At 66.7% G+C, this 20,401-nt stretch carries 15 protein-coding genes; 13 read left to right on the plus strand and 2 right to left on the minus strand.

The features are described 5' to 3' along the window. Positions 1-95 precede the first annotated feature (95 nt). Both ACYOEI_RS13410 and ACYOEI_RS13415 read left to right on the plus strand, forming a co-directional pair. Positions 96-3,086 (plus strand): tetratricopeptide repeat protein, encoded by a 2,991-nt coding sequence (locus ACYOEI_RS13410; RefSeq protein WP_462850005.1) that lies wholly within the window; start codon positions 96-98, stop codon positions 3,084-3,086. A 108-nt stretch (positions 3,087-3,194) separates the two neighbouring features. Next, complete coding sequence (locus ACYOEI_RS13415) at positions 3,195-3,860, plus strand: metallophosphoesterase family protein (protein WP_462850006.1); 666 nt, start codon at positions 3,195-3,197, stop codon at positions 3,858-3,860. A gap of 158 nt (positions 3,861-4,018) precedes the next feature. On the opposite strand, the gene ACYOEI_RS13420 is transcribed toward ACYOEI_RS13415, so the two are convergent. Then, positions 4,019-5,641 carry an arylsulfatase gene (locus ACYOEI_RS13420; protein ID WP_462850007.1) on the minus strand — a complete coding sequence of 541 codons (1,623 nt, stop codon included), beginning with the start codon at positions 5,639-5,641 and terminating at the stop codon, positions 4,019-4,021. 687 nt (positions 5,642-6,328) lie between these two features. On the opposite strand from ACYOEI_RS13420, the gene ACYOEI_RS13425 reads away from it, so the two are divergent. Further along, on the plus strand, positions 6,329-7,786 hold the full coding sequence (locus ACYOEI_RS13425) for a sulfatase (protein ID WP_462850008.1): 1,458 nt from the start codon (positions 6,329-6,331) through the stop codon (positions 7,784-7,786). 110 nt (positions 7,787-7,896) lie between these two features. On the opposite strand, the gene ACYOEI_RS13430 is transcribed toward ACYOEI_RS13425, so the two are convergent. After that, a complete protein-coding gene (locus tag ACYOEI_RS13430) occupies positions 7,897-8,271 on the minus strand; it encodes a hypothetical protein (protein ID WP_462850009.1) in 375 nt (124 codons plus the stop codon). Between the two features lie 277 nt (positions 8,272-8,548). Between ACYOEI_RS13430 and ACYOEI_RS13435 the strand changes: the two genes are divergently transcribed. The 10 genes from ACYOEI_RS13435 to ACYOEI_RS13480 all read left to right on the plus strand — a co-directional run bounded on the left by ACYOEI_RS13435 (position 8,549) and on the right by ACYOEI_RS13480 (position 20,347). Beyond that, on the plus strand, positions 8,549-9,463 hold the full coding sequence (locus tag ACYOEI_RS13435) for an FYVE zinc finger domain-containing protein (RefSeq protein WP_462850010.1): 915 nt from the start codon (positions 8,549-8,551) through the stop codon (positions 9,461-9,463). Positions 9,464-9,765: 302 nt separating this feature from the next. Beyond that, entirely contained in the window at positions 9,766-11,118 is a 1,353-nt protein-coding gene (locus tag ACYOEI_RS13440) for an MFS transporter (protein WP_462850011.1), read from the plus strand. Positions 11,119-11,171: 53 nt separating this feature from the next. Then, entirely contained in the window at positions 11,172-12,191 is a 1,020-nt protein-coding gene (locus ACYOEI_RS13445) for an LLM class flavin-dependent oxidoreductase (RefSeq protein ID WP_462850012.1), read from the plus strand. A gap of 14 nt (positions 12,192-12,205) precedes the next feature. Then, on the plus strand, positions 12,206-12,559 hold the full coding sequence (locus tag ACYOEI_RS13450; protein ID WP_462850013.1) for a DUF2185 domain-containing protein: 354 nt from the start codon (positions 12,206-12,208) through the stop codon (positions 12,557-12,559). 472 nt (positions 12,560-13,031) lie between these two features. After that, entirely contained in the window at positions 13,032-14,210 is a 1,179-nt protein-coding gene (locus ACYOEI_RS13455) for a cupin domain-containing protein (protein ID WP_462850014.1), read from the plus strand. 131 nt (positions 14,211-14,341) lie between these two features. Then, a complete protein-coding gene (locus tag ACYOEI_RS13460; protein ID WP_462850015.1) occupies positions 14,342-15,007 on the plus strand; it encodes an RraA family protein in 666 nt (221 codons plus the stop codon). Positions 15,008-15,116: 109 nt separating this feature from the next. After that, positions 15,117-16,400 carry a hypothetical protein gene (locus ACYOEI_RS13465; protein WP_462850016.1) on the plus strand — a complete coding sequence of 428 codons (1,284 nt, stop codon included), beginning with the start codon at positions 15,117-15,119 and terminating at the stop codon, positions 16,398-16,400. A 182-nt stretch (positions 16,401-16,582) separates the two neighbouring features. Continuing rightward, the gene (locus ACYOEI_RS13470; protein ID WP_462850017.1) at positions 16,583-18,046 is read left to right on the plus strand and encodes a M81 family metallopeptidase; all 1,464 of its coding nucleotides are present in this window, start codon (positions 16,583-16,585) and stop codon (positions 18,044-18,046) included. Between the two features lie 542 nt (positions 18,047-18,588). Further along, complete coding sequence (locus ACYOEI_RS13475; RefSeq protein ID WP_462850018.1) at positions 18,589-19,059, plus strand: hypothetical protein; 471 nt, start codon at positions 18,589-18,591, stop codon at positions 19,057-19,059. Positions 19,060-19,171: 112 nt separating this feature from the next. Then, positions 19,172-20,347, plus strand: a complete 1,176-nt coding sequence (locus ACYOEI_RS13480; RefSeq protein ID WP_462850019.1) for a DUF1559 family PulG-like putative transporter — start codon at positions 19,172-19,174, stop codon at positions 20,345-20,347. Positions 20,348-20,401: the final 54 nt, after the last annotated feature.

The following is a 20,401-nucleotide window of genomic DNA, read 5'->3' on the forward strand; positions in this document are numbered from 1 at the left end:
CGATGCCGACGTGCCCCGCCCGCGGAGCCCGGGCCGGGGTCGCCGTTGCGCCGGGGCTTGCCCGCGCTCGCCCATCCCCATCTTCGGAGGTCGCCGTGTCCGGACCGGGGTCGCTCGGGGAACGTCGGGTCTTCTGGCTCTCCCTCGTCGTGCTGGTGGCGCTGGGGACGATCGGCGCGGGGATTACGCTCTCGAGGAGCCGGAAGGCCGTGCGGCAGTTCGCCGAGATGCCGATCCGCCCCGAGTCCGCCGACCTGCCGGATCCGACGATTCCTGGTGGCCCGGTGTCCAGTCGGCTGTCGATCGCGAGGATCGATCCGGGGCCCGAGGGGACGGTGGCTGGCAAGACGGGCCGACCCATCGCTCGGATGGGGCCCGCCGGCTATCACGACTCGGCCCCCAACCGGGTCGCCGAGTCGGTCCTGGCTCATGAGATCATCCGCCAGGCCGTGCTCAATACGGCCAGGGACGTCGGCTCCGTGGTCCGGGACTCGACCCTCGGCGACGCGATGTCGAACGCAGGCGAGACGGCGAATATCGAAGTGAGCTCGTTCTTCGCGCTGGGGCAGGTCCCGTTCGCGGTGCTGGCCCGGCAGGATGGGGGCGAGCGGAAGGTCCTGGCGAGCTTCGTGCTGGGTCGCACGATGGGGGCGGACATCGACTATTTGGGGCTGCTCGAGCAGGCCGAGATCCTCTCGAGGTCTCCGGACGGCTTCCTCAAGGTCCTCCGGATGGCCGGGCTGGGGGTCGTCTCCCGCGGCCCCAAGGCCGGAGGCGACCCGGACCCGGAGGTCGAGCGTCGGCTCGGCCGGCTCTCGTTCACGGAGCAGTTCGCCGCCGTGCGCCTCCTGAACGAGGAAATCCGCGAGCTCGGCGAGTCGCCGGCCCGGCTCGGGGCGCTCGCCAGGGGCTACGCCAATCTCGGGGTGCTGACCGAGTTCCACTGGGGCTCGTGCAACAAGGCACTGAAGGCCCGCGCCCTGCTCGCTGCACAGCGGCTGGTGTCCCGCGACCCCGGCTCGGCCCACGCCCACTGGCATCGGGCCTATGCCCGAGCGCTGTCGGGCTTCCAGAAGGGGGCGCTCGACGACCTCGCCAAAGCCCGGGTGCTCTCGGACCGGGAGCCGGAAGTCGGCCCGGCGCCGGCCTGGGTCCCGATGGTCGAGCAACTGTGCCGATTCCGCACCGGGCCGCTGCTCGAGGCTCGCCGGGGACCACTCGGCGAGCTCGCGATGTTCCTGGCGTTCCTGACGGTCGAGGACTCGCGAGCGGGGATCGTCCGCGCGCTCGGGCTTGGCCGCGAGGTGCTCGCCGAGAATCCCGAGTGTTTCCGGGTCCACGACAAGCTCTGCCAGGTCGGCGGGGCCGGTTCGTTCCGGACGACCACGCTCGCCGGACTTCAGGCGATGGATGAGGCCATCCCCCGACAGCTCAAGCAACTCCCCAGCCTGCCGGAGCAAACCCGCGCGAAGCTCGACGCCGGCGACCCCGAGGTCGCGGTCGTCAAGTCGCTGGTCGAGGCGGGCGAAAGCCGGCACGACCCGGGCGATCCCTCGTGGGCCTCGCTCGGCCGGATGGTCGCCGACACGAGATTCGCCCTGGTCTATCGCCGGGCCGACTCCCTGAAAAACGTCCTGGGGGGCTCCGTCGACGAGTTCCTGAAGGGGGCCTGGCCCTCGGTCGCCGACCACCCCTACCACTCGGCCATCGCCGCCTTCCGGCTCAAGGCCACGCGCGACCACGAGGACTACAATCAACTCCTGGAAGGGGTGGTCGTCCCGGACATCGGTTACAATGAGTATCCGTTCATTTACCAGGTCGGCCAGGGCGACCTCGCGCGGCACGTCCATCTCCTCTCGATGATGCTCTCGCACGGCGACTCCTCCTACCGCGACTTCGTCGGGCAGTTGACCCACCTCAGGCCGGATGCGATGGCGGTCTCCGCCAGGGAAATGGGCCGGACTTGCCCCCATTCCCCGCTCTGGAAGGCCCGGCTCATCCAGGACGACTGGGGCTACGCGGGACCGTTCGCTCGCGAGTGGGAGGAAGGGGCGGGCGAGCACCCCGACATCCTCTCGTCGCTCGGCTCGAGGTTCCTCCACCTGGGGCGCTGGGATGACGCGGTGCGCTGCCTGAAGCGGGCCGTCGAGCTATCCCCGGACATCTCGAGCTCCCGACTCCTGGCCCGGGCATACCGGAAGCGGGGCGACCGGGCCTCGTGGGAGAAGACCCTCAGGGCTGCCCTCGAGACCGAGGATCTCGGCCTGGGCCATATGGTCGTCCGGGTCGAGCTCGCCGACGACGCGATGAGCCGAGGCGAGTGGGCGAAGGCCCTGCCGTTCGCCGAGGCCGCCGCGTCGAGCGGGGCGAGGGACGGCCTCCTCTGCCTCGCCCGCTGTCGGGAGGGCCTGGGAGACTGGCGCGAGGCCGAGGACTGTCGTCGCCGGAGTGCCCAGCAGCATCCGTCCGAGGGCTGGATGGACTGGTTCCTCTTCTGCAAGCGCACGGGCCACGGCGACGTCGACGGGGCCAAGAAGTTCGCCCAGGACTACGTCGCCTTGTCGGGCGAGCGCCCCGCCGAGGAACTCCTCGAGAAAGTGGGATACCTGCACATCGTCGATGGCAAGTCGCGCGAGGCGATCGACATCCTCCGCCCGCTCTACCTGAAGACCGTTGCCCCCTCCACCGGGCTCATCCTGGCCGCGCTCCTCGACGAGCTCCAGGAGCCCGCCGAGCGCGACCGCATTCTCAGCGAGCTCTCTCGGTCGCCGCAGACCCGCGTCGAGAAGCTGGACGGCCTCATCAACGTCCTCCGCCAGGGCTTCTCGGCCAAGGCCTCGGGGCCCTTCGACCCGGCGGCACTCGCCGACTCGCTCAGTCACATTTCCACGCCCCGCCAGTACACCGCATATGTTTTCGCGGCCTCGATTTTGCATAATCACGGGGAGTCCGAGAGGGCGAAAGTCCTCCTGCGCCAGGCACTCACGGCGATGCCCGACGACGCCTGGGAGCGGGCGTTGGCGACGATCTGGCTCAAGGCCTGGGAGCACGAGGCCGGGGCCGGGAGAACTCCACCGACGGATTGACGATGACGACGGGGACAGCCCAGGCCGGGTCCCCGAAGACTGCGGAGTGCTGACCCAACTGTCGCCGGGCGGTCGACCGGCTCTCACAAGGAAGGAGCGCCCGGATCCATGCCCGCCCGCACGATCGCCATTGGAGACATGCACGGCTGCGCGAAGGCCCTCGAGGCCCTGCTCGAACTCGTCCGGCCCCGCCCCGAAGACCTCGTCGTCACCCTAGGCGACTACGTCGACCGGGGACCCGACAGCCGAGGCGTCCTCGACCGCTTGATCGCCCTCGGCTCGCAATGCCGCCTGATCCCGATCCTGGGCAATCACGACCAGATGCTCCTCGACGTCCGGTCGGGGACACATCCCCTCCACTGGTTCCTCGACATCGGGGGAATCGCGACCCTGGATTCCTACGGTCAGGGGCGCGACATCGCCCTCGTCCCGCAGGACCACATCGACTTCCTCGAGGGTTGTCGCGACTTTTACGAGACCGACACGCACATCTTCCTCCACGCCAACTATTACCCCGACCTCCCCATGGACGAGCAGGAGCCGGCGATGCTGCGCTGGGAGTCGCTCCGGGGAATCCTCCCCGGCCCCCACGAGTCGGGGAAGACGGTCGTCGTCGGCCACACGGCGCAAAAGAAGGGCGAGATCCTCGACCTCGGCTATCTCAAGTGTGTCGACACCTTCTGCTACGGCGGGGGATGGCTCACGGCCCTGGAGGTCAACACCGGCGACGTCTGGCAGGTCAACCGAGACGGCAAGCCCCGCTCGAAACGCTGAGGGTAGCTCCGGGAGGCCTCGTGGTTCGTCCTCGCGTAGTCCCGGTGGGCGGTGCCCACCGGGCTATACGTGGTCTTCGCTGGTCTATACGCCTTCGGTTGGTAGTGTCCGCGATCCGTCCGCTCTCGACGTTGGGGCCAACCTCAGGGCGATTGGGTTCACTGGGAACCCTTCGGGCTCGCCGTCCTGGGCAAGGGTTGGCCGGTCGCCCCCTGGCGTTGGAATTCCTCGTCGCGTTGTTCCCAGACCGCCGCGAGTTCCTTGACCTTGTCGGGATGGCTCGCGGCGAGGTCCTGGGACTCGGCGCGGTCGTGGGCGAGGTTGTAGAGCTCCCAGGGGCCTCCCTTGACGGCGACGATCTTCCAGTCGCCGACGCGCAAGGCGCGATTGCCGATGTGGTGGAAATAGAGGAAGTCGCGAGCGACGGCGACATCCTTCGCGAATGCGGGGACGAGGCTCCGACCGGCCAGGGGGGGGCGGGCTTCGTCGTTCCAGGTCGCGGGGGATGAGAGCCCTGCCAACTCCAGCAGGGTCGGGACGACGTCGACCAGGTGCGTGGGGGTGTGCCGGAGCTCGCCGCGGGACGGGATTCCGGCGGGCCAGTGGACGATCACGGGGGTGGAGATCCCCCCCTCGTGGACCCACGACTTGTGCAGCCGGAATGGTGTGTTCGACGAGGTCGACCAACCCGGCCCGAGGCTGAGGAAGGTCTTCGCCGAGCCGGCAGGGGCGGCGGGGTCGTGGCCGCCGCCTCGGATCAGGATCTCGGCGCTCGCGCCGTTGTCGCTGGCCACGACGATGATCGTGTCGTCGAGGTGATGCGACGCCTCGAGCCTCGCCACGATCCGGCCGATCTCGCGGTCCATCCGGTCGACCATCGCCGCGTGGATCGCCATCTTCGTGGCCTGGAAGGCCTTCTGCGCCGGGTCGAGGTCGTCCCAGGCGACCGCGTGGTCGACCTCGCCGGGTCCGATCCGCTTCACCAACTCGGCCTTGGTGGTATTCCAACCCGGGACGGTCTTCGGGTCGCGTGCCGACAGGGACGTGTCGACGATCCCGAGCTCGCGCTGTCGCTCCAGGCGACGCTGGCGGGTCCGGTCCCAGCCCTCCAGGTAGCGGTCGCGGTAGCGGGCGATGTCCTCGGGGAGGGCCTGGATCGGGAAGTGGGGGGACGTGAACGCCACGTAGAGGAAGAACGGATCCCCGCGGTGCGTCGCCTCGTGCTCGTCAAGCCAGTCGATCGCGTGGCCCGCGATCGCGGTCGTGGCGTAATATCCCTCGTCGGCCTTGGGTTGAGGAAGTCGACGGTCGTCGAGGCTGTGGAACTTCGGCGAGAAGAAGCGGTCGGTGTCCTCGAGGTGGTACGACCGCGCGAACCCCGCGTCGAGGACCGGCCCGTCGACGTGCCACTTCCCCGAGTGGTACGAGCGATACTCGGCGCCTTTCAGCAAGTCGGGGAGCAGCGCGGCCCATCGGGGACGCTCCCCCGCCGGGTCGCGATTCACCTGCTGGGCATAGTAGCCACTCAGGAGCGCGGCCCGCGACGGCCAGCAGCGGGCCGTGTTGTAGCCCTGGGTGAACCGAATCCCCCCCTTCGCCAGCCGGTCGACGTGCGGCGTCTCGATCTCGCCGCCGTAACAGCCCAGGTCGGAGAACCCGAGGTCGTCGGCCAGGATCACGACGATGTTCGGCTTCGGAGCCGCCGCGAGGGTGTCGCGAGCCGATGCCAGCGGGAGCATGAGGGCCAGGGCTATTGCCAGGCCGGATATTGAATGTGCCAAGATCACACCTCAAAAGAACAACGACCCGACATCGGGCGAGATTCTACCACGTTTTGGGCTCTCGGTTTTTAGCCTCGGGTAGAACGTGGACCAGAGAAGGCGGTTGTATCATTGTATAGTGAAAACTTATGAAAGTAAAATATATTAAAAATGGGTGTGTTTATCTGTGCCATCTGCGGATCGTCTCCAGCCCTTCCTTTGCTCGGGCGAAAAACCAACCACAACCAAAGGGTTCGCCACCGGATGGATGCGTCCTAGCCCGCACTCGGGCCGTTGCTCCTCGATCCCCGAGGCCCGCGATTGGCGATAGCCTATAACTTTAAATTGGGATAAGCAAGATTTGAAAATCATAAATTCGATCGAGTTAGTGAAATTTGCGTCTTCACCCACCCTGCTTGGTTCTGTAAAGTCTTGGTGAGTCAGGTGGATTGTGCTGCCGAGGGCTGCCCGAGTGTTGTCGCCCCTCCGACTCTCGGTGAAGTTGGGAAGGGCATGTGTTGTGGAAACCGACGCCCGGCGGGCTCGTTTGGGCGATCAGTGCTCCTACTTTGGACGACACCCACCCGGACCGAGTGCTCTTCGGGCCGGCGGTGAGGCGAGTCAAAATGGTGGTGAGACTCGGGAAGTCTCGTCGGTTGCCGTCCGATCCAAGGCCTCGACTCGGACCTGGATATTTGGAGAGTGGTGATGCGAATCGTGATGATGATTGCCGCGGCCATCGCGGCCTGGGTTTTCGCGGGCTCGTCGTCCGGCGCGGCCGAGGGACCCCGGAAGCCGAACGTGGTGTTCATCCTCGCGGATGACCTCGGGTACACCGACGTCGGATGCAACGGGGGCGGCTACTACGAGACCCCGAACATCGACCGGATGGCCGCCCAGGGGCTCCGATTCACGAGCGGATACTCCTGCGGCCCGAACTGCCAGCCCACCCGCGCGGCCCTGATCAGCGGCCAGTACGGCCCGCGCACCGGCGTCTACACGGTCGGGTCGATCGAGCGGTTCCCTTGGCGGACCCGGCCGCTCCGGCCGGTGGACAACGTCGTGACCCTCCCGCTCGAGAAGGTGACGCTTGCCCAAGGCCTGAAGTCGGCGGGCTACGCCACCGGGCTGTTCGGCAAGTGGCACCTCGGCCAGGACGGCCCCTACCATCCCTCGCGCCGGGGGTTCGACGAGGCCATCGTGTCGGCGGGCCGGCACTTCGACTTCGACACGACTCCGAAGACCGACTACCCGCCCGGCACCTACCTCGCCGACTTCCTGACCGACCGTGCCGTCGGCTTCATCACCCAACACAAGGAAGAGCCCTTCTTCCTCGCGCTCCACCACTTCGGCGTGCACGCGCCCCACCAGGCGAAGCCCGAGTTGATCAAGAAGTTCAAGGACAAGGCCCCGGTCGGAGGTCACTACGACCCCACCTACGCGGCCATGATCGCGAGCGTCGACGAGAGCGTCGGTCGCGTGCTCAAGACCCTGGACGACCTGGGCCTGTCGGGCGAGACCTTGGTGATCTTCGCGAGCGACAACGGCGGCGTCGGCGGCTACGCCCGCGAAGGGATCAAAGGCGGCGGCAAGATCACCGACAACGCCCCGCTCCGAGGCGGCAAGGGGATGCTCTACGAGGGGGGGATTCGGGTCCCGTACGTCTTCCGATGGGCCGGCAAGATCCCGTCGGGGACGACCAGCGACGAGCCGATCAACAGCGTCGACCTCTACCCCACCCTGCTCGAGCTCTCGGGGGGCCAGGCCCCCGCGAACACGACACTCGACGGCGTCAGCTACCTGCGCCTGCTGACCAGCGGCGGCCGGTCCAGCCTCGGTCGCGAGGCCCTCTACTGGCACTTCCCGGGATACCTTGGCGCGGGCCCAGGGGACTGGCGGACCACCCCCGCCGGCGCCGTCCGCGCCGGCGACTGGAAGCTGATCGAGTTCTTCGAGACCGGCAAGCTCGAACTCTACAACCTCCATGACGACCTGAGCGAGACGAAGGACCTCGCCGCGGCCCACCCCGACCGCGTCAAGGATCTTCACGCCAAACTCCTCGCCTGGCGCAAGTCCGTGAACGCCCCGATGCCCACCCCTCGAAAGCCCGGAGATGCCACGGAACCGGCGCCGAAGAAGACAAGAGCCAACGCCGAACCCGATTGATCGGCCAGACATCCCCGGTATCCGACCTTCGGGGGCCCTAACCCTTGGCTATGCAGGGCCCCTTCTGTCTCGATGCCCTGAGAGAAAAATGTTGGGAGGTTCGAGACCTCTTAGCGATGATAACCATTCGGCCACATCGCCAGGGCTTCGGCGTACAGGCTGGAGTGAAGGTAATACGCCGCCAAGATGTCGGCAAGTATGCATGCCGACAGCCAGGCGACGCAAGCCGCCCGGACGAATCGCGATCGCTTCGAATCCAAGCTCATGGCGAGGCCGATGACACCGCAGACCCCCAACTCCAGAGTCGCCAAAATTGAGACCATCCCGGCCGTCAGCCCGATCGACCAAACTTGATGGATCGGTGTCCCCGAAGGCCACCCATTGGCCCAACCCGGGGCGAAATAAAGACCGAACACGAAGAACACCTCGAAGGGGACCACCAGGAAGGCGAACAAGCTGAGTGCGCCGAGCGTGGATTTTTGCATGTCAATCTCTCATGAATGATTGATGAGGGGCAGATTTCGCTCAAGTTGACGATTGGTTTGGCACGATTCATCCGTGTTCACCCGGGGAATCGGTCCGGGACCGCCTCGGAGGCGAGATCGATGGTGACTCTCGTGCCACGCCCCTCGGCTCCGATCTTGAAGCCGGCCGACTCCTACGTCAGGGCCGAGACACCTCTCGCGGACGGCTCGGGCAGGCGACGCCGAAGGGCGATCCGGGTCGTGCGGGCAGGGACGAAGATTGATCGGGGACTGGGCCATGATCGCGTTCACATGCCAGGGATGCGGCAAATCGTTCCGGGCCGAGGAGGCTATGGCCGGGCGTCGTTCCCGCTGCAAGCAATGCGGGGCGGTGACGACGATCCCGGTCGCGGAGATCCCGCTCTTGCCCGTCGCTCCCAAGGTTCCGGACTCGTCCGAAGCCACCCCGAAACGGGCTGCGGCCCGGCGGGAGCGGGGGACGTCGAAGGCGATCGACCGGGAGGCGGTGAAGTCGCTGGTGATTGGCGCGGGGCTTGCGGCGGTCGCCCTGGCCGTCCCGCTCGTTGGCCTGGTCCCCGCGGTGCTCATGACGGTCATCCATGAGCTTGGCCACGTCGCAACTGCCTGGATCTTCGGTTGCCCGGCGGTGCCGTCGTTCGACCTGACCTACGGCGGCGGCGTCTCGCACCGATTCACGCAGCAACCGCTGCTGGTCCTCCTCGTCTTCGTAGCCTTTGCCGTCGCGATCGTCCGTTCGAGGAGGGATCGGCCGGCGCTCATCGTCGTCCTGGTTGCGGTGGGGTTCTACTCCCTTGCGGCCTTCTCCCCGCTCCGCGAGTTGCTGATCACGGCGATGGGTCATGGGATGGAGCTCCTGATCGCCGGGATCTTCCTCTACCGTGCCTTGAGCGGCCGCCAGGTCCTCCGCGGTGCCGAACGGCCCCTCTACGCCTTCCTCGGGCTCTACATCATCCTGGCCGACGCCCGATTTGCCTACCAGCTCATCTCCAGCCGGGAGCACCGCGAAGCTTATGGCGACGCCAAGGGGGGCGGCCACTGGATGGACTTCAGCCGGATCGCCGATGAACATCTCCACCTCCGCCTCGAGTCCGTTGCCACCCTGTTCCTATTCGCCTGCGCCCTGGCTCCCTTGGCCGCCTTCCTTATCCATCACGTGCAGAGACGTCGATAGGATAGGCGCGTCGCTCACCTCGTCGAGTGGGATAGCCGTCAGGTCGTCAGGGCCTTCGGTGATGAAGCTCGCCTCTTTCGCGGGGGGTATCCATCAACTCGCCCTCGCGGTGGAAGGCGGCTATTATGATCTGGCGTTGGGAAGGGCTTCGGCCGAGCGACGGCGGCCTGGCGTCACCTGACCGACCGCGGTGAACGTAATCGGTGAGGGCAGGAGCCCATGCCGCCCTGAAGTCGACGAGGTCGTCGAGCGCCTGTCTCACTTGGAACGGATCGACCAAGCCTGGGTGGAGTGCAAGGCCGATGATCGCCGCTTGCCGATTCAGGCTTGGCCTGATGTTCTTCCTCGAGTACTTCATCAAGGGGGCGTGGCTGCCGCTCTTGGGCCTGTACATGGGGAGCCGCTACCTGAATTTCAGCGGCTTCCAGCAAGCCTGGATCTTCAACACGTTCGCCATCGCCTCGGTCACCGGGATGTTCTTCGGGGGCCAGCTCGCCGACCGGCACGTCTCCCGAGAGCGGTTCCTGGCCGTCAGCCACCTGTTCGGCGGGCTGGCGATCCTCGGGCTCGCGTACGTCAAGACGTTCTGGCCGTTCTTCAGCCTGATGCTCATCCATTGCTTCTTCTATGTCCCGACGTTGTCGGTCGCCAACGCCATCGCGTTCGCCCACGTCGCCGACGGTCGGAAGGAGTTCGGCACCTTGCGGCTCTGGGGGAGCGTGGGATGGGTCGCGGCGGCCTGGCCCTTGGTGTTCATCTCGATCGACTGGGCGCGTGTGCCCGCGATGGAGCAGGCCGGGGGATTCTTCTCCTGGCTGGGCACCGCGCTGTCGACGACCAAGACCGGCCCGGCGATGGAACGTGCGTTGACCGGCACGTTCCTCGCCTCGGGGGCTGCGTCGCTCCTCCTGGCGGTCGCCAGCCTCACCTTCCCGCGCACCCCGCCGCCGACCGATCGGGGCGAGCCGTTCGCACCGCTGGAAGCGATCCGGCTCCTGGCCAACCCGAGCCTCCTCGTCCTGTTCATCGCGACCTTCTTCGACTCGATTGTCCACTTCGGCTACTACTTCTGGACCAGCCGCTTCTTCCAGTCGATCGGCCTGCCCGAGAACTGGATCGCCCCGGCGATGAGCATCGGCCAGACGATGGAGGTCGTCGCGATGGCGATGCTCGGGACCTTGATCAAGAGGCTGGGCTGGCGCCGGACGCTGATCTTCGGGGTCCTCAGCCAGGCGATCCGGTTCGGCGTCTACGCGATCGGCGACCGGGACACGCTCTGGGCGGTGATCGCCGTCAACCTCGTGCATGGGTTCGCCTACGCCTGCTTCTTCGCGACGGTCTTCATCTACGTCGACGAGCACTTCCCCAAGGACATCCGCTCGAGCGCCCAGGGGCTGTTCAACCTGATGATCCTGGGGATCTCGCAGTTCGCCGCCAACTTCCTCTGGGGAGGGCTCGTCGACGTCTTCGGCACGACCGCGACCGTGGGCGGGAAGGTCGTGAAGGTCATCGACTACCACCACCTCTTCCTCGTGCCGTTCGGGATCTCCCTCGTGACCGCGACCCTCCTGGCGGTCTTCTTCTGGCCGCCCGCCGAGAAGAGCGTTGCAGGGGCTTCCGGACTGGCGGAGGAATTGCAGCCGGCCGCGAGTTGAACGAAGGGTTCCCAAGCGACGTTCCCCGTGCACCGTCGAGGAGACAACGCGGCATGTTCACGATCGGGCTCACCGACCATCTCGAAGGACCCTCGGCCCGGCCCTCGGGGGCGATCTTCGACGAGGTGGCCGAGTTGGTCCGCCTGGGCGATGCGCTCGGCGTGCGCTACGCCTGGTTTGCCGAGCACCACGCGCATGCCCACAAGGGGCACCTGCCCACGCCCTTGCTCCTCGCGCTGCACCTGGCGGGGCAGACCAGAGAGATCCGCCTGGGGACCGCGATCATCTGCCTCAACCTCCACCACCCGCTCGACGTCGCCGAGCATGTCGCGGTGGCGGACGTCCTGACCAAAGGCCGGATGGCGGTCGGCTTCGGCAGCGGGAGCACGCCCGAGGAAGCCGGGCTCTTCGGCACCCAGACTCCGGACGATGCGACCCGGCAGGCTCGATTCGCCGAGGCCCTGGGAATCATCCGCTCGGCCTGGAGCGGAGACTGGACGGGCGAATCTCCGAGGTTCTTTACGGTCCCGCCTCATCGTGCGCTTCCGACCCCATCGCAGGACTTGCCTGGGCGCTGCTGGGTGGCCGTCAACAGCGTCGGCTCGGCGCGGATCGCCGGGGCCTTGCGGTTCAACATGCTCTTCTCCCACCTCCGGACGCCGGAGCAGTATCGGCAATACGTCTCCGCCTACCGGGAGCAGGGGGGTGAGGGGCTCATCGCGGCCAACCGCCCGGTCTTCGTCGGCCCGGACGACCAGGCCGCCTTCGCGCTCGCCGAGCCTGCGTTGCGGACCCTCTGGCGGCGATTCCGCGACGAGGGGAAGATCCCCGCCGGGACGCCCGAGCCCGACGACCTCGCGGGCCTCTGCGCCCACCCGATCAACTTCATCGTCGGCGGCCCCGAGTCGGTCGCCCGACAACTCCTCGAGCTGCACGCGCAGGCCCCCTTCGACGTCGCCAACGTCGAGGTACGCTGGGCGGGCCTGTCGCACGAGCAGGTCCTCGGGAGCCTCCGTCGCCTGATGGAAGAGGTGGTGCCTCGGTTGGAATGCTCGACCGTTTCTGATGTTTAATCGGAGGGATCGCCATGCCCGAGAAGTTGTTCAAGCTGCGGTCCGACGAGATTCGGCCACTGGCTCTGGGACACGGCGGCTGCTACGCCACCGATCGCATCACGGTCGACGGACTTCCCGTCGGGTATATGTACCGCGAGCAGGCCGACGTCGACTTCTTCGACAGCGGCTGGCGTTTCTTCTCGGGGGACGAGTCGGACGAGTACGTCAACGACCCCGACAACATCGCGATCTACGACGTTAACACCATCGCCAACTACGACCCGGAAATCATCTCGCTCCTCGGCTCGCCCGCGGGGTCGGCTTTCGCGAGGCATGCGGGCACGAGCGAATTCGTACCCGAATCGTTCACCCTGCCGGAAGGTTAAGGTGTCGAGACATGTGAGACGAGTTTGCAGAAGTACGGCCTGCAACTGCGGGGCACTCCTGCCCCGCGGGATCAGCCAGTGAGAGGGCAGACCGTGTGACAGAAGCCCTGTGTGAGTCGGCTGCAAACCGCTCCAGATCGGATGCTATGCCAGAGCCGCTGGCCAAGATTCGCTTGTTTATTAATATTGAAGGATTGTTAAGTGTTTGGATTGTAGGTGGTCTTGCTGGGCTCGTCGTCCTCGCTCGGAGATCCCCTTGCGGTGTATCGCAGGATACACTCAAAAACGATCCGGGGTCGTACGGGTTCGTCCGAGGGCCCATCCCGACCGATGGCTAGCCTTCCGTTCATGGGGGCGGGCGAAGCGAACTTGATGTTTAACTGGGATGTCTCGGCCCGGGTTAGCGTCATAGGTTTCGGCGGCGAGAGTTTCCGGGGTAGGCGACCCTCTTCTTCGATTGGGAACTGATCCGATGTCCGAATTTCAGCGCAGGGATTTCCTGGCGGGCGCGGCGGGCCTCGCGGCGGCCTCGGCCGCCTTCCTGGCGACGACCAGGGACGCGAAGGCGGGTGACTCGAGCTTCATGAACAACGTGCCCGACCCGGCGCTCGCGGGGAAGGAACTGCCGACGTTCAAGTTCGCGCTCGAGAAGTCGACCGGGAAGGTCATCGGCGAGAGCTACGGGAAGGAAGCCACCGTCGAGCAGCTCCCGATCTCCAAGGGGATCGCCGGGGTCTCGATGAAGATCGAGCCCGGGGCGATGCGCGAGCTCCACTGGCACGCCACCGCCGCCGAGTGGGCGTTTGTCACCGAGGGGCGAGTGCGGACAACCGTCATCGACCCCGACGGGGCCGCCGAGACGAACGACTTCGAACCGGGAGACGTCTGGTACTTCCCCCGAGGCCACGGCCACATGCTCGAATGCCTCGGCGACAAGCCTTGCCACTTCATCCTCATCTTCGACAACGGGTATTTCTCCGAGTTCGGCACGTTCAGCATCTCCGACTGGATCGGCCACGTGCCCAAGGCGCTCCTCGCGAAGAATTTCGACCTGCCGGAGTCGGCCTTCGACGGCTTCCCCAAGGAGGAGGTCTACTTCGCCAAGGGATCGCTCCCCCCCGAGGAGCCCGCGAAGCCCCTCCAGGGGTGGAAGACGCCGGCGCTCACGCACAAGTACCAGCTCCTCAAGCGGCCTCCCCATCGCGAGTTCAAAGGGGGTCGGGAGTGGCGGGTTGATTCCGAGACCTTCCCGATTTCCCAGACGATCACGGGCGTGGTCCTCGATCTCGATCCGGGTGCCCTGCGCGAGCTCCACTGGCACCCGACGGCCGACGAGTGGCAGTACGTCATCAAAGGAGACATCAGCGTCTCCCTGTTCGGCTCCCACGGCCGATACCGGACCGAGGCCCTGTCGAAGGGCGACGTCGGATATATCCCGCAAGGCTACGGGCACTCGATCGAGAACGTCGGCGACGAGCCGAGCCGGATCCTCATCGGCTTCAACACCGGCGTGTACAAGACGATCGACCTCTCCCAGTGGATCGCCGGGAACCCGGCCGATGTCCTGGCGACGAACTTCGGCAAGCCCGCGAGCCTCTTCGAGAGGTTCCCGAAGTCGGATGTTTTCATCGCCGACAAGGACGTCCCTTGACCGGGCGTCCCGGCCTTCGGGATGATCGGTCGGCGCCGAGGTGCGCAACGCGGGAGAGATGAAGGATTTCGGGGCCGATCGGCGGACCAAACGGGTGCGACGGGATGGTCCTACGCAACAGAGGCCGACGCATGGCGAGAGCAAATTCCGACCGTCCGCCGGGGCCGATCGAACGGCTCAACCGGCTCTACACGCCCGTGGTCGCGGACGTCCTGGACCGCCTGGGGTATCGCGACCAGTCGCTCCGGCCCGAGGTCCGTCCGCTCTTCCCCAAGGCCCGGACGGCGGGCTATGCGCTGACGGTCAAGGTCATCGCGACGACGGATACCGCCCCGGCGGAACCCTACAAGGGAGAGCTCGCCGCGGTCGATGCCCTCGCGAAAGACGACGTCATGGTCGTCTCCCTGTGCGAGTGGAGTTTCTGGGGCGAGCTGCTCTCGACGGCCGCCACGTATCGAGGCTGCCGGGGGATCATCATCGACGGATATACGCGCGACACCCAGGCGATCGAGGAGATGGGCTTCCCCGTCTTCTGCCGAGGGGTCCACCCCGCCGACAGCCTCGGCCGGCTCGACGTCGAAGCGCACGACGTGCCGATCGTCTGCGGCGGCGTCGCGATCGAGCCCGGCGACCTGATCCTGGCCGACGCGGACGGCGTCGTCGTCCTCCCCCACGCCGCGGCCGAGAAGGCGATCGAGCAGGCCGAGGAGAAAGTCCGGGGCGAGAACCTCGTCCGGGTCAAGCTCGCCGAGGGGATGTCCGTGACCGAGGCGTTCAAGCGCTACGGGATCCTCTGACGTCTGGGCATCGGGGATCACCCCCTTGCGGAACACCCTTCGGCGAGGCACCTTGGGACGTCGCGGTTCCGACCACGGGCCGCGCGATCCCACCCCAGGAGCCTCGACGATGGATGCCCCCGAACCCATCTCGCGACGACGCTGGCTCGAGGCCGCCTCGGCCCTGACCGCCTCGGGAGCTTTCGGGGTCGCCCGAGGAGGGCCCCTCGACGACCTCCTCGAGCCGACTCCCGCCCGCGCGGCGAAGCCGGTCGCGGCGATCCTCACGACCTACTTCAAGGGGTCGCACTCCGACGTCCTCATCGGCCGGATCCTCGAAGGGTGGAAGTTCGACGGCGGCCCGGGCCCTCGGCTCAAGCTCGCCTCGCTCTACATCGACCAGAAGGAGAATGCCGACGCCGCTTTCGGCCTGGCCCTGGCCAAGAAGTACAAGATACCGGTCTTCAACACGATCGAAGGGGCCGTCACGGTCGGCGGCAAGGGGATCCCCGTCGACGGCGTCATCAGCGTGGGCGAGCACGGCGACTACCCTTATAACGCGATCGGCCAGCACCTCTACCCCCGCCGACGCTTCCTCGACGCCATCGCCGCGACGTTTCGCAAGTACAGGCGCGTCGTCCCGGTCTTCTCCGACAAGCACATCGGCCCCGTCTGGGAAGACGCCCTGGCGATGTACGAGACCACCAAGGCCCTGAAAATCCCGTTCATGGCCGGCTCCTCACTCCCGCTCTCCTACCGGGCCCCCGAGCTCTCCATCCCGCTCGGCTGCGAGCTCGAAGGGGCTGTGGGCGTCGGTTACGGCGGCCTCGACATCTACGGCTTCCACTCGATCGAATTCCTCCAGGCGTTCGTGGAGCGGAGGAAGGGGGGTGAGGTCGGGGTGAAGTCGGTCGAGTGCCTCACGGGCAACGAGATCTGGCGCGCGATCGACGCCGGCCGGGTCCGCAAGGACCTGCTCGAGGCCGCGTTGAAGGTCAGCCTGAAGGCGGAAGGGTTGAACCCCCGCGAGGTCCACAACAAGGATGTCGCCCTGTTCTTGTTCGAATACAACGACGGATTCTCGGCGGCCGTGCTGATGCTCAGCGGGTATGCCACCAGCATCAACGTCGCCCTCAAGCTCAAGGGGGAGGCCGAGCCCCTGGCCACCCGCGCCGAGGAACGCACGGAGCCCCACTACCCCCACTTCGGCTTCATGCTCCACGCGATCGAGCGGATGATCCACTACGGCAAGCCGAGCTACCCCGTCGAGCGGACCTTGCTCACCGCCGGCATGCTCGACCGCGCCCTGACCTCGCGATTCCAGGACGGCCGACGCCGCCAAACCCCCGAGCTCGCCATCGCCTATCGACCAGCCGACTACCCGCACGCCCCCAATCCTCGGTTACCTCTCTGATTGGGAATGACCGCTGGGCTTTCGATTTTTAGCCACGGATGAAACACGGATAATAAAATTTATTATCTTTAAATTTTTTTAATTTGTCTGCGTCAATTCGCGACATCTGTTGAAAAAATTATTCTCTGATCCGTGTTCCATCCGTGGCTAAAAACGTTCGAGACTCAGGAAAGGGGCCCGAAGTGCGCATTGGCATCGGCGGGATCATGCACGAGTCGAACACGTTCGCGACCGGGCGGACCGACCGGGCCAGGTTTTTGGAGGGGAGTCTGGCCGTCGGCGAGGCGATCCTGCCGGTCTGGCGCGACGCCCATCACGAGATGGGGGGATTCGTCGAAGGGGCCTCGCGGTTTGGGTATGAACTCGTCCCCACGACCATGGCCTGGGCGACTCCCGCCGGGCCCGTGACGGACGGCATGATCGACGAGGTGGTCGACGGGATCGTGTCCGAGTCGCTCGCGCGGAAGGTCGATGGCCTCCTGGTGGCGCTCCACGGGGCGATGGTGACCGACTCCTATCTCGACGGCGACGGCGAGGTCTTGCGGCGGCTCCGCGACCGGCTCGGGCCCGACCTGCCGATCATCGCCTCACTCGACTATCACGGGAACGTCTCGGCGCTGATGGCGGAGTCGACCAACGCCCTCGTTGGCTACCAGACGTATCCTCATGTCGACCAACGTCAGTGTGGCCTCCGCGCGGCCTCGATCATGGCGCGGGCGGTCAAGGGGGCAATCCGGCCGGTGGTCGCGTTCGCCAAGCCGCCGATGGTCTTGAACCTGCTGGGCCAGGAGACCGACCGCGAGCCGCTCCGCTCGATGCTGGCCGGGGCCCGCGCCGCCGAGCGCCGGCCGGGGATGCTTGACGTGAGCCTGATGGCCGGGTTCCCCTACGCCGACGTCCCCGAGATGGGACCCGCCGTGATCGCCGTCGCGGACGGCGACCGGGCGCTCGCCCAGGCGGTGGCCGACGAGTTCGCTGGCCGGATGTGGGATGCCCGGCACGAGCTCTTCGTCCCTTGCCCGACGCCCGAGGAGGCCGTCCGCCTGGCGATCCAGTCCGAGTCGACGCCCGTCGTCCTCGTCGACCTCGGCGACAACATCGGCGGCGGTTCGGCGGGCGACGGCACCGTCCTCCTGGCCGAGCTCCTCCGCCAGAAGGCCGAGCGTTCCGTCGTCGTCCTCTTCGACCCGGATGCCGTCGCCGAGGCCACGCGCGTCGGTGTCGGCGGACGATTCGAGCGCGCCGTCGGGGGCTCCGTCGACCGAATGCACGGCGACCCCGTGCCGGTCCACGGGGTCGTCCGATCGCTCCACACCGGGACCTGGGTCGAAGACCAGGCCCGTCACGGTGGCCGCCGACTCAACGACCAGGGGCCCACCGCCGTCATCGACCTCGACGGTTCGAACACCCTCGTCCTGAACACCCTGCGAACCCCGCCCTTCAGCCTCGGCCAGCTCACCAGCCTGGAAATCGACCCGGCCCGTCAAGCGATCCTCGTCGTCAAGGCCGCCATCGCCTACAAGGCCGCCTACAACCCCATCGCGGGCCGCGTCATCGCGGTCGATACCCCAGGTCTGACCGCCATCGACCCGGCTCGGTTCTCTTACCGACACATCCGCCGGCCGATGTTCCCCCTCGGAGAGTAGGGGCTCGTGCCCGCGACAGCTCGGGATCGGGGTAGACCGACTACGGCCTTGAGCGTGACCTCGGGGCAGCCGCGGACCACATTCCAGACTCTCGAGACCGATCTCGGCCAAGCGATCACCACGCGGGTTTCTCTCCGCGAAAGTGCCAAGGCAGGAACGGGAGGATCCCGAGCGGACGAAACTCCCTCGGACTCCCTCCCTGAGTTCTTGGTGCCTTTGTGGTGCGCCTCCAACCGAGTCGACCGGGCTGTGCTCCTTGGGCTTCAGCGAGGAGGGCTACGGGGACCGTCTCAGATTGCACCGTTCACCTCATGCGGAACGCATGATTTCGGATTGGGTCGAAGACGCTTGGGAGACGCTGGGTTTTGCGTAACTGGCGTCGGGTCAGTCGGTTGCGGCCTTCGTGGGGGCCGTGGCATGGTTCGTGCATTTCTATGGGCGTCGTCTCGGGCCGGATCATCCACGCTATGTGTGTCGTGTGACGGCCGGGGCGAACCTTTTTGATACCGCATATGAACAGGAAAAAGGTTGCGGCGATCGGGATGGCGTCCCTGGTCGCGTCCTTCTCGGGGTGCAATCGTCCCGAGGGGCTCTACATGGTCAAGGGGCAGGTCCGCTACAAGGGTGAGCCGGCCGAAGGCGCGACGGTCTATTTCCACCGCAAAGGGGGCGAGGTCGCGATGGCCGGCGGGATCCCCGCCGCGGTCGTCGACAAGGAGGGGACGTTTCGGCTCGCCAGCGCCGAGTGGGACGGGGCGCCGGCCGGATCCTACGACGTCCTGGTGGAGTGGCGGGACCGCCGTCAGGGGATGTCGCTCGCACAAGGGGCGGCGAAGCCCGCCGGGCGGGGCGGCCGGAAGAAAGGTGCCAGGCCCGCGTCGCAGATCCGCTCGTCGCCGAGCCTCCCCGCCGACCGACTGCTCGGTCGCTATTCCGACCTCGGCCGGCCTCGCCTGAAGGCGGAGGTCAAGCCGGACGTCAACAACCTCGCCCCCTTCGACCTGACGGACTGAGTCGGGCACGTCGTCCAGCCCGTTTCTGAGTGACGACCTTTGGGAAGACAACCCACGGGCGGCCGATGCCCGTCCCTGTTTCGGAGATGAAACGATGAGTCGGTGTGCTTTGATGAGTCAACAGGATGTCCGAGTGGTCCCCGCCGCCCGCCTCGAGGGGCGCCGACGGCCGGGATTCACGCTGATCGAGCTGCTGGTCGTGATCTCGATCATCGCGGTCCTGATCGCGCTGCTGCTGCCCGCCGTCCAGGCGGCCCGAGAGGCCGCGCGTCGCGCCCAATGTACCAACAACCTCAAGCAGATCGGGCTGGCCACGCTCAACTTCGAGAGCACGTACAACTCGCTGCCGCCGGACTCGATGAAGCTGCCCGTGGCCGACACCAACCCCGACGCCCAGGCCGCGATCCCGGTCAACGCCGCGTCGTACCTCACGCAACTGCTGCCGTACCTGGAGCAGGCGAACATCTACAACCAGATCAACATCAACCTCTCGGTGTTCAACACGGCCAACCTCCCGCCGACGACGGGGGCGGGGGCCTTGCACTCGGGGACGAACTCGGTGTACATGACCGTGATCAACGCCTTCCTCTGCCCGTCGACCCCCGCGCCACCGACGGTCAACTACTACAACGCCAACTGGGGCCCGTTCGGCAACGGCGGCGGCGATACATGCTCCCCGGGCACGCCGGGGGGCTCGTCGACGGTGTCGAACCTCGACCCTCCGCCGACCCAGATCTGGGCGAGGACCGACTACTTCCCGATCCCGGGGCTCCACGACGCCGTCCTGGTGGCCGGCGGATTCCCCGCGAGCTACATCGCGGCGGTCGGCGACACGACCGACTCTGGGACGATCACCAACCCCGAGATCACCGGTACGATCCGGATGGCGTCGATCACCGACGGCACCTCGAACACGGTGATCACCTCCGAGTGCGCCGGCAGGCCGGCCGGCTACGACGGGTCGAGGAAGATCTACTTCTACGCCCCCGACAACAAGCTCGTCGACGGGGTCATCGAGCCCGTCAGCGCCGCCGGTGGGGCCTGGGCCGACCCCTTCACCTACGCCAGGCTCGCCGGGGCCCAGGGGAAGACCGGCGGCACTCGCGGCGGCACCTGCATGGTCAACTGCACCAGCGACGATGAGATCTACTCCTTCCATCCCGGCGGGGCCAACGCCCTCTTCGCCGACGGCTCGGTCCACTTTCTCAAGGACACCATCTCCGTCCGCTCCGTGGTCGCGCTGATCACGCGGGCCGGCGGCGAGATCCTCTCCTCCGACCAGTATTGATCGTCCGCGAGGGGCGGCCACGAGTACGAGCGTGTACCCGAGGCCCGACACTCC

This window comes from Singulisphaera rosea (assembly GCF_054877945.1).

Coding starts and splice junctions, on each gene's coding strand:
- ACYOEI_RS13415 (WP_462850006.1), top strand. CDS start 3,195: ATGCCCGCCCGCACGATCGCCATTGGAGACATGCACGGCTGCGCGAAG.
- ACYOEI_RS13425 (WP_462850008.1), top strand. CDS start 6,329: ATGCGAATCGTGATGATGATTGCCGCGGCCATCGCGGCCTGGGTTTTC.
- ACYOEI_RS13430 (WP_462850009.1), bottom strand. CDS start 8,271: ATGCAAAAATCCACGCTCGGCGCACTCAGCTTGTTCGCCTTCCTGGTG.
- ACYOEI_RS13435 (WP_462850010.1), top strand. CDS start 8,549: ATGATCGCGTTCACATGCCAGGGATGCGGCAAATCGTTCCGGGCCGAG.
- ACYOEI_RS13440 (WP_462850011.1), top strand. CDS start 9,766: ATGATCGCCGCTTGCCGATTCAGGCTTGGCCTGATGTTCTTCCTCGAG.
- ACYOEI_RS13445 (WP_462850012.1), top strand. CDS start 11,172: ATGTTCACGATCGGGCTCACCGACCATCTCGAAGGACCCTCGGCCCGG.
- ACYOEI_RS13450 (WP_462850013.1), top strand. CDS start 12,206: ATGCCCGAGAAGTTGTTCAAGCTGCGGTCCGACGAGATTCGGCCACTG.
- ACYOEI_RS13455 (WP_462850014.1), top strand. CDS start 13,032: ATGTCCGAATTTCAGCGCAGGGATTTCCTGGCGGGCGCGGCGGGCCTC.
- ACYOEI_RS13460 (WP_462850015.1), top strand. CDS start 14,342: ATGGCGAGAGCAAATTCCGACCGTCCGCCGGGGCCGATCGAACGGCTC.
- ACYOEI_RS13465 (WP_462850016.1), top strand. CDS start 15,117: ATGGATGCCCCCGAACCCATCTCGCGACGACGCTGGCTCGAGGCCGCC.
- ACYOEI_RS13475 (WP_462850018.1), top strand. CDS start 18,589: ATGGCGTCCCTGGTCGCGTCCTTCTCGGGGTGCAATCGTCCCGAGGGG.
- ACYOEI_RS13480 (WP_462850019.1), top strand. CDS start 19,172: ATGAGTCAACAGGATGTCCGAGTGGTCCCCGCCGCCCGCCTCGAGGGG.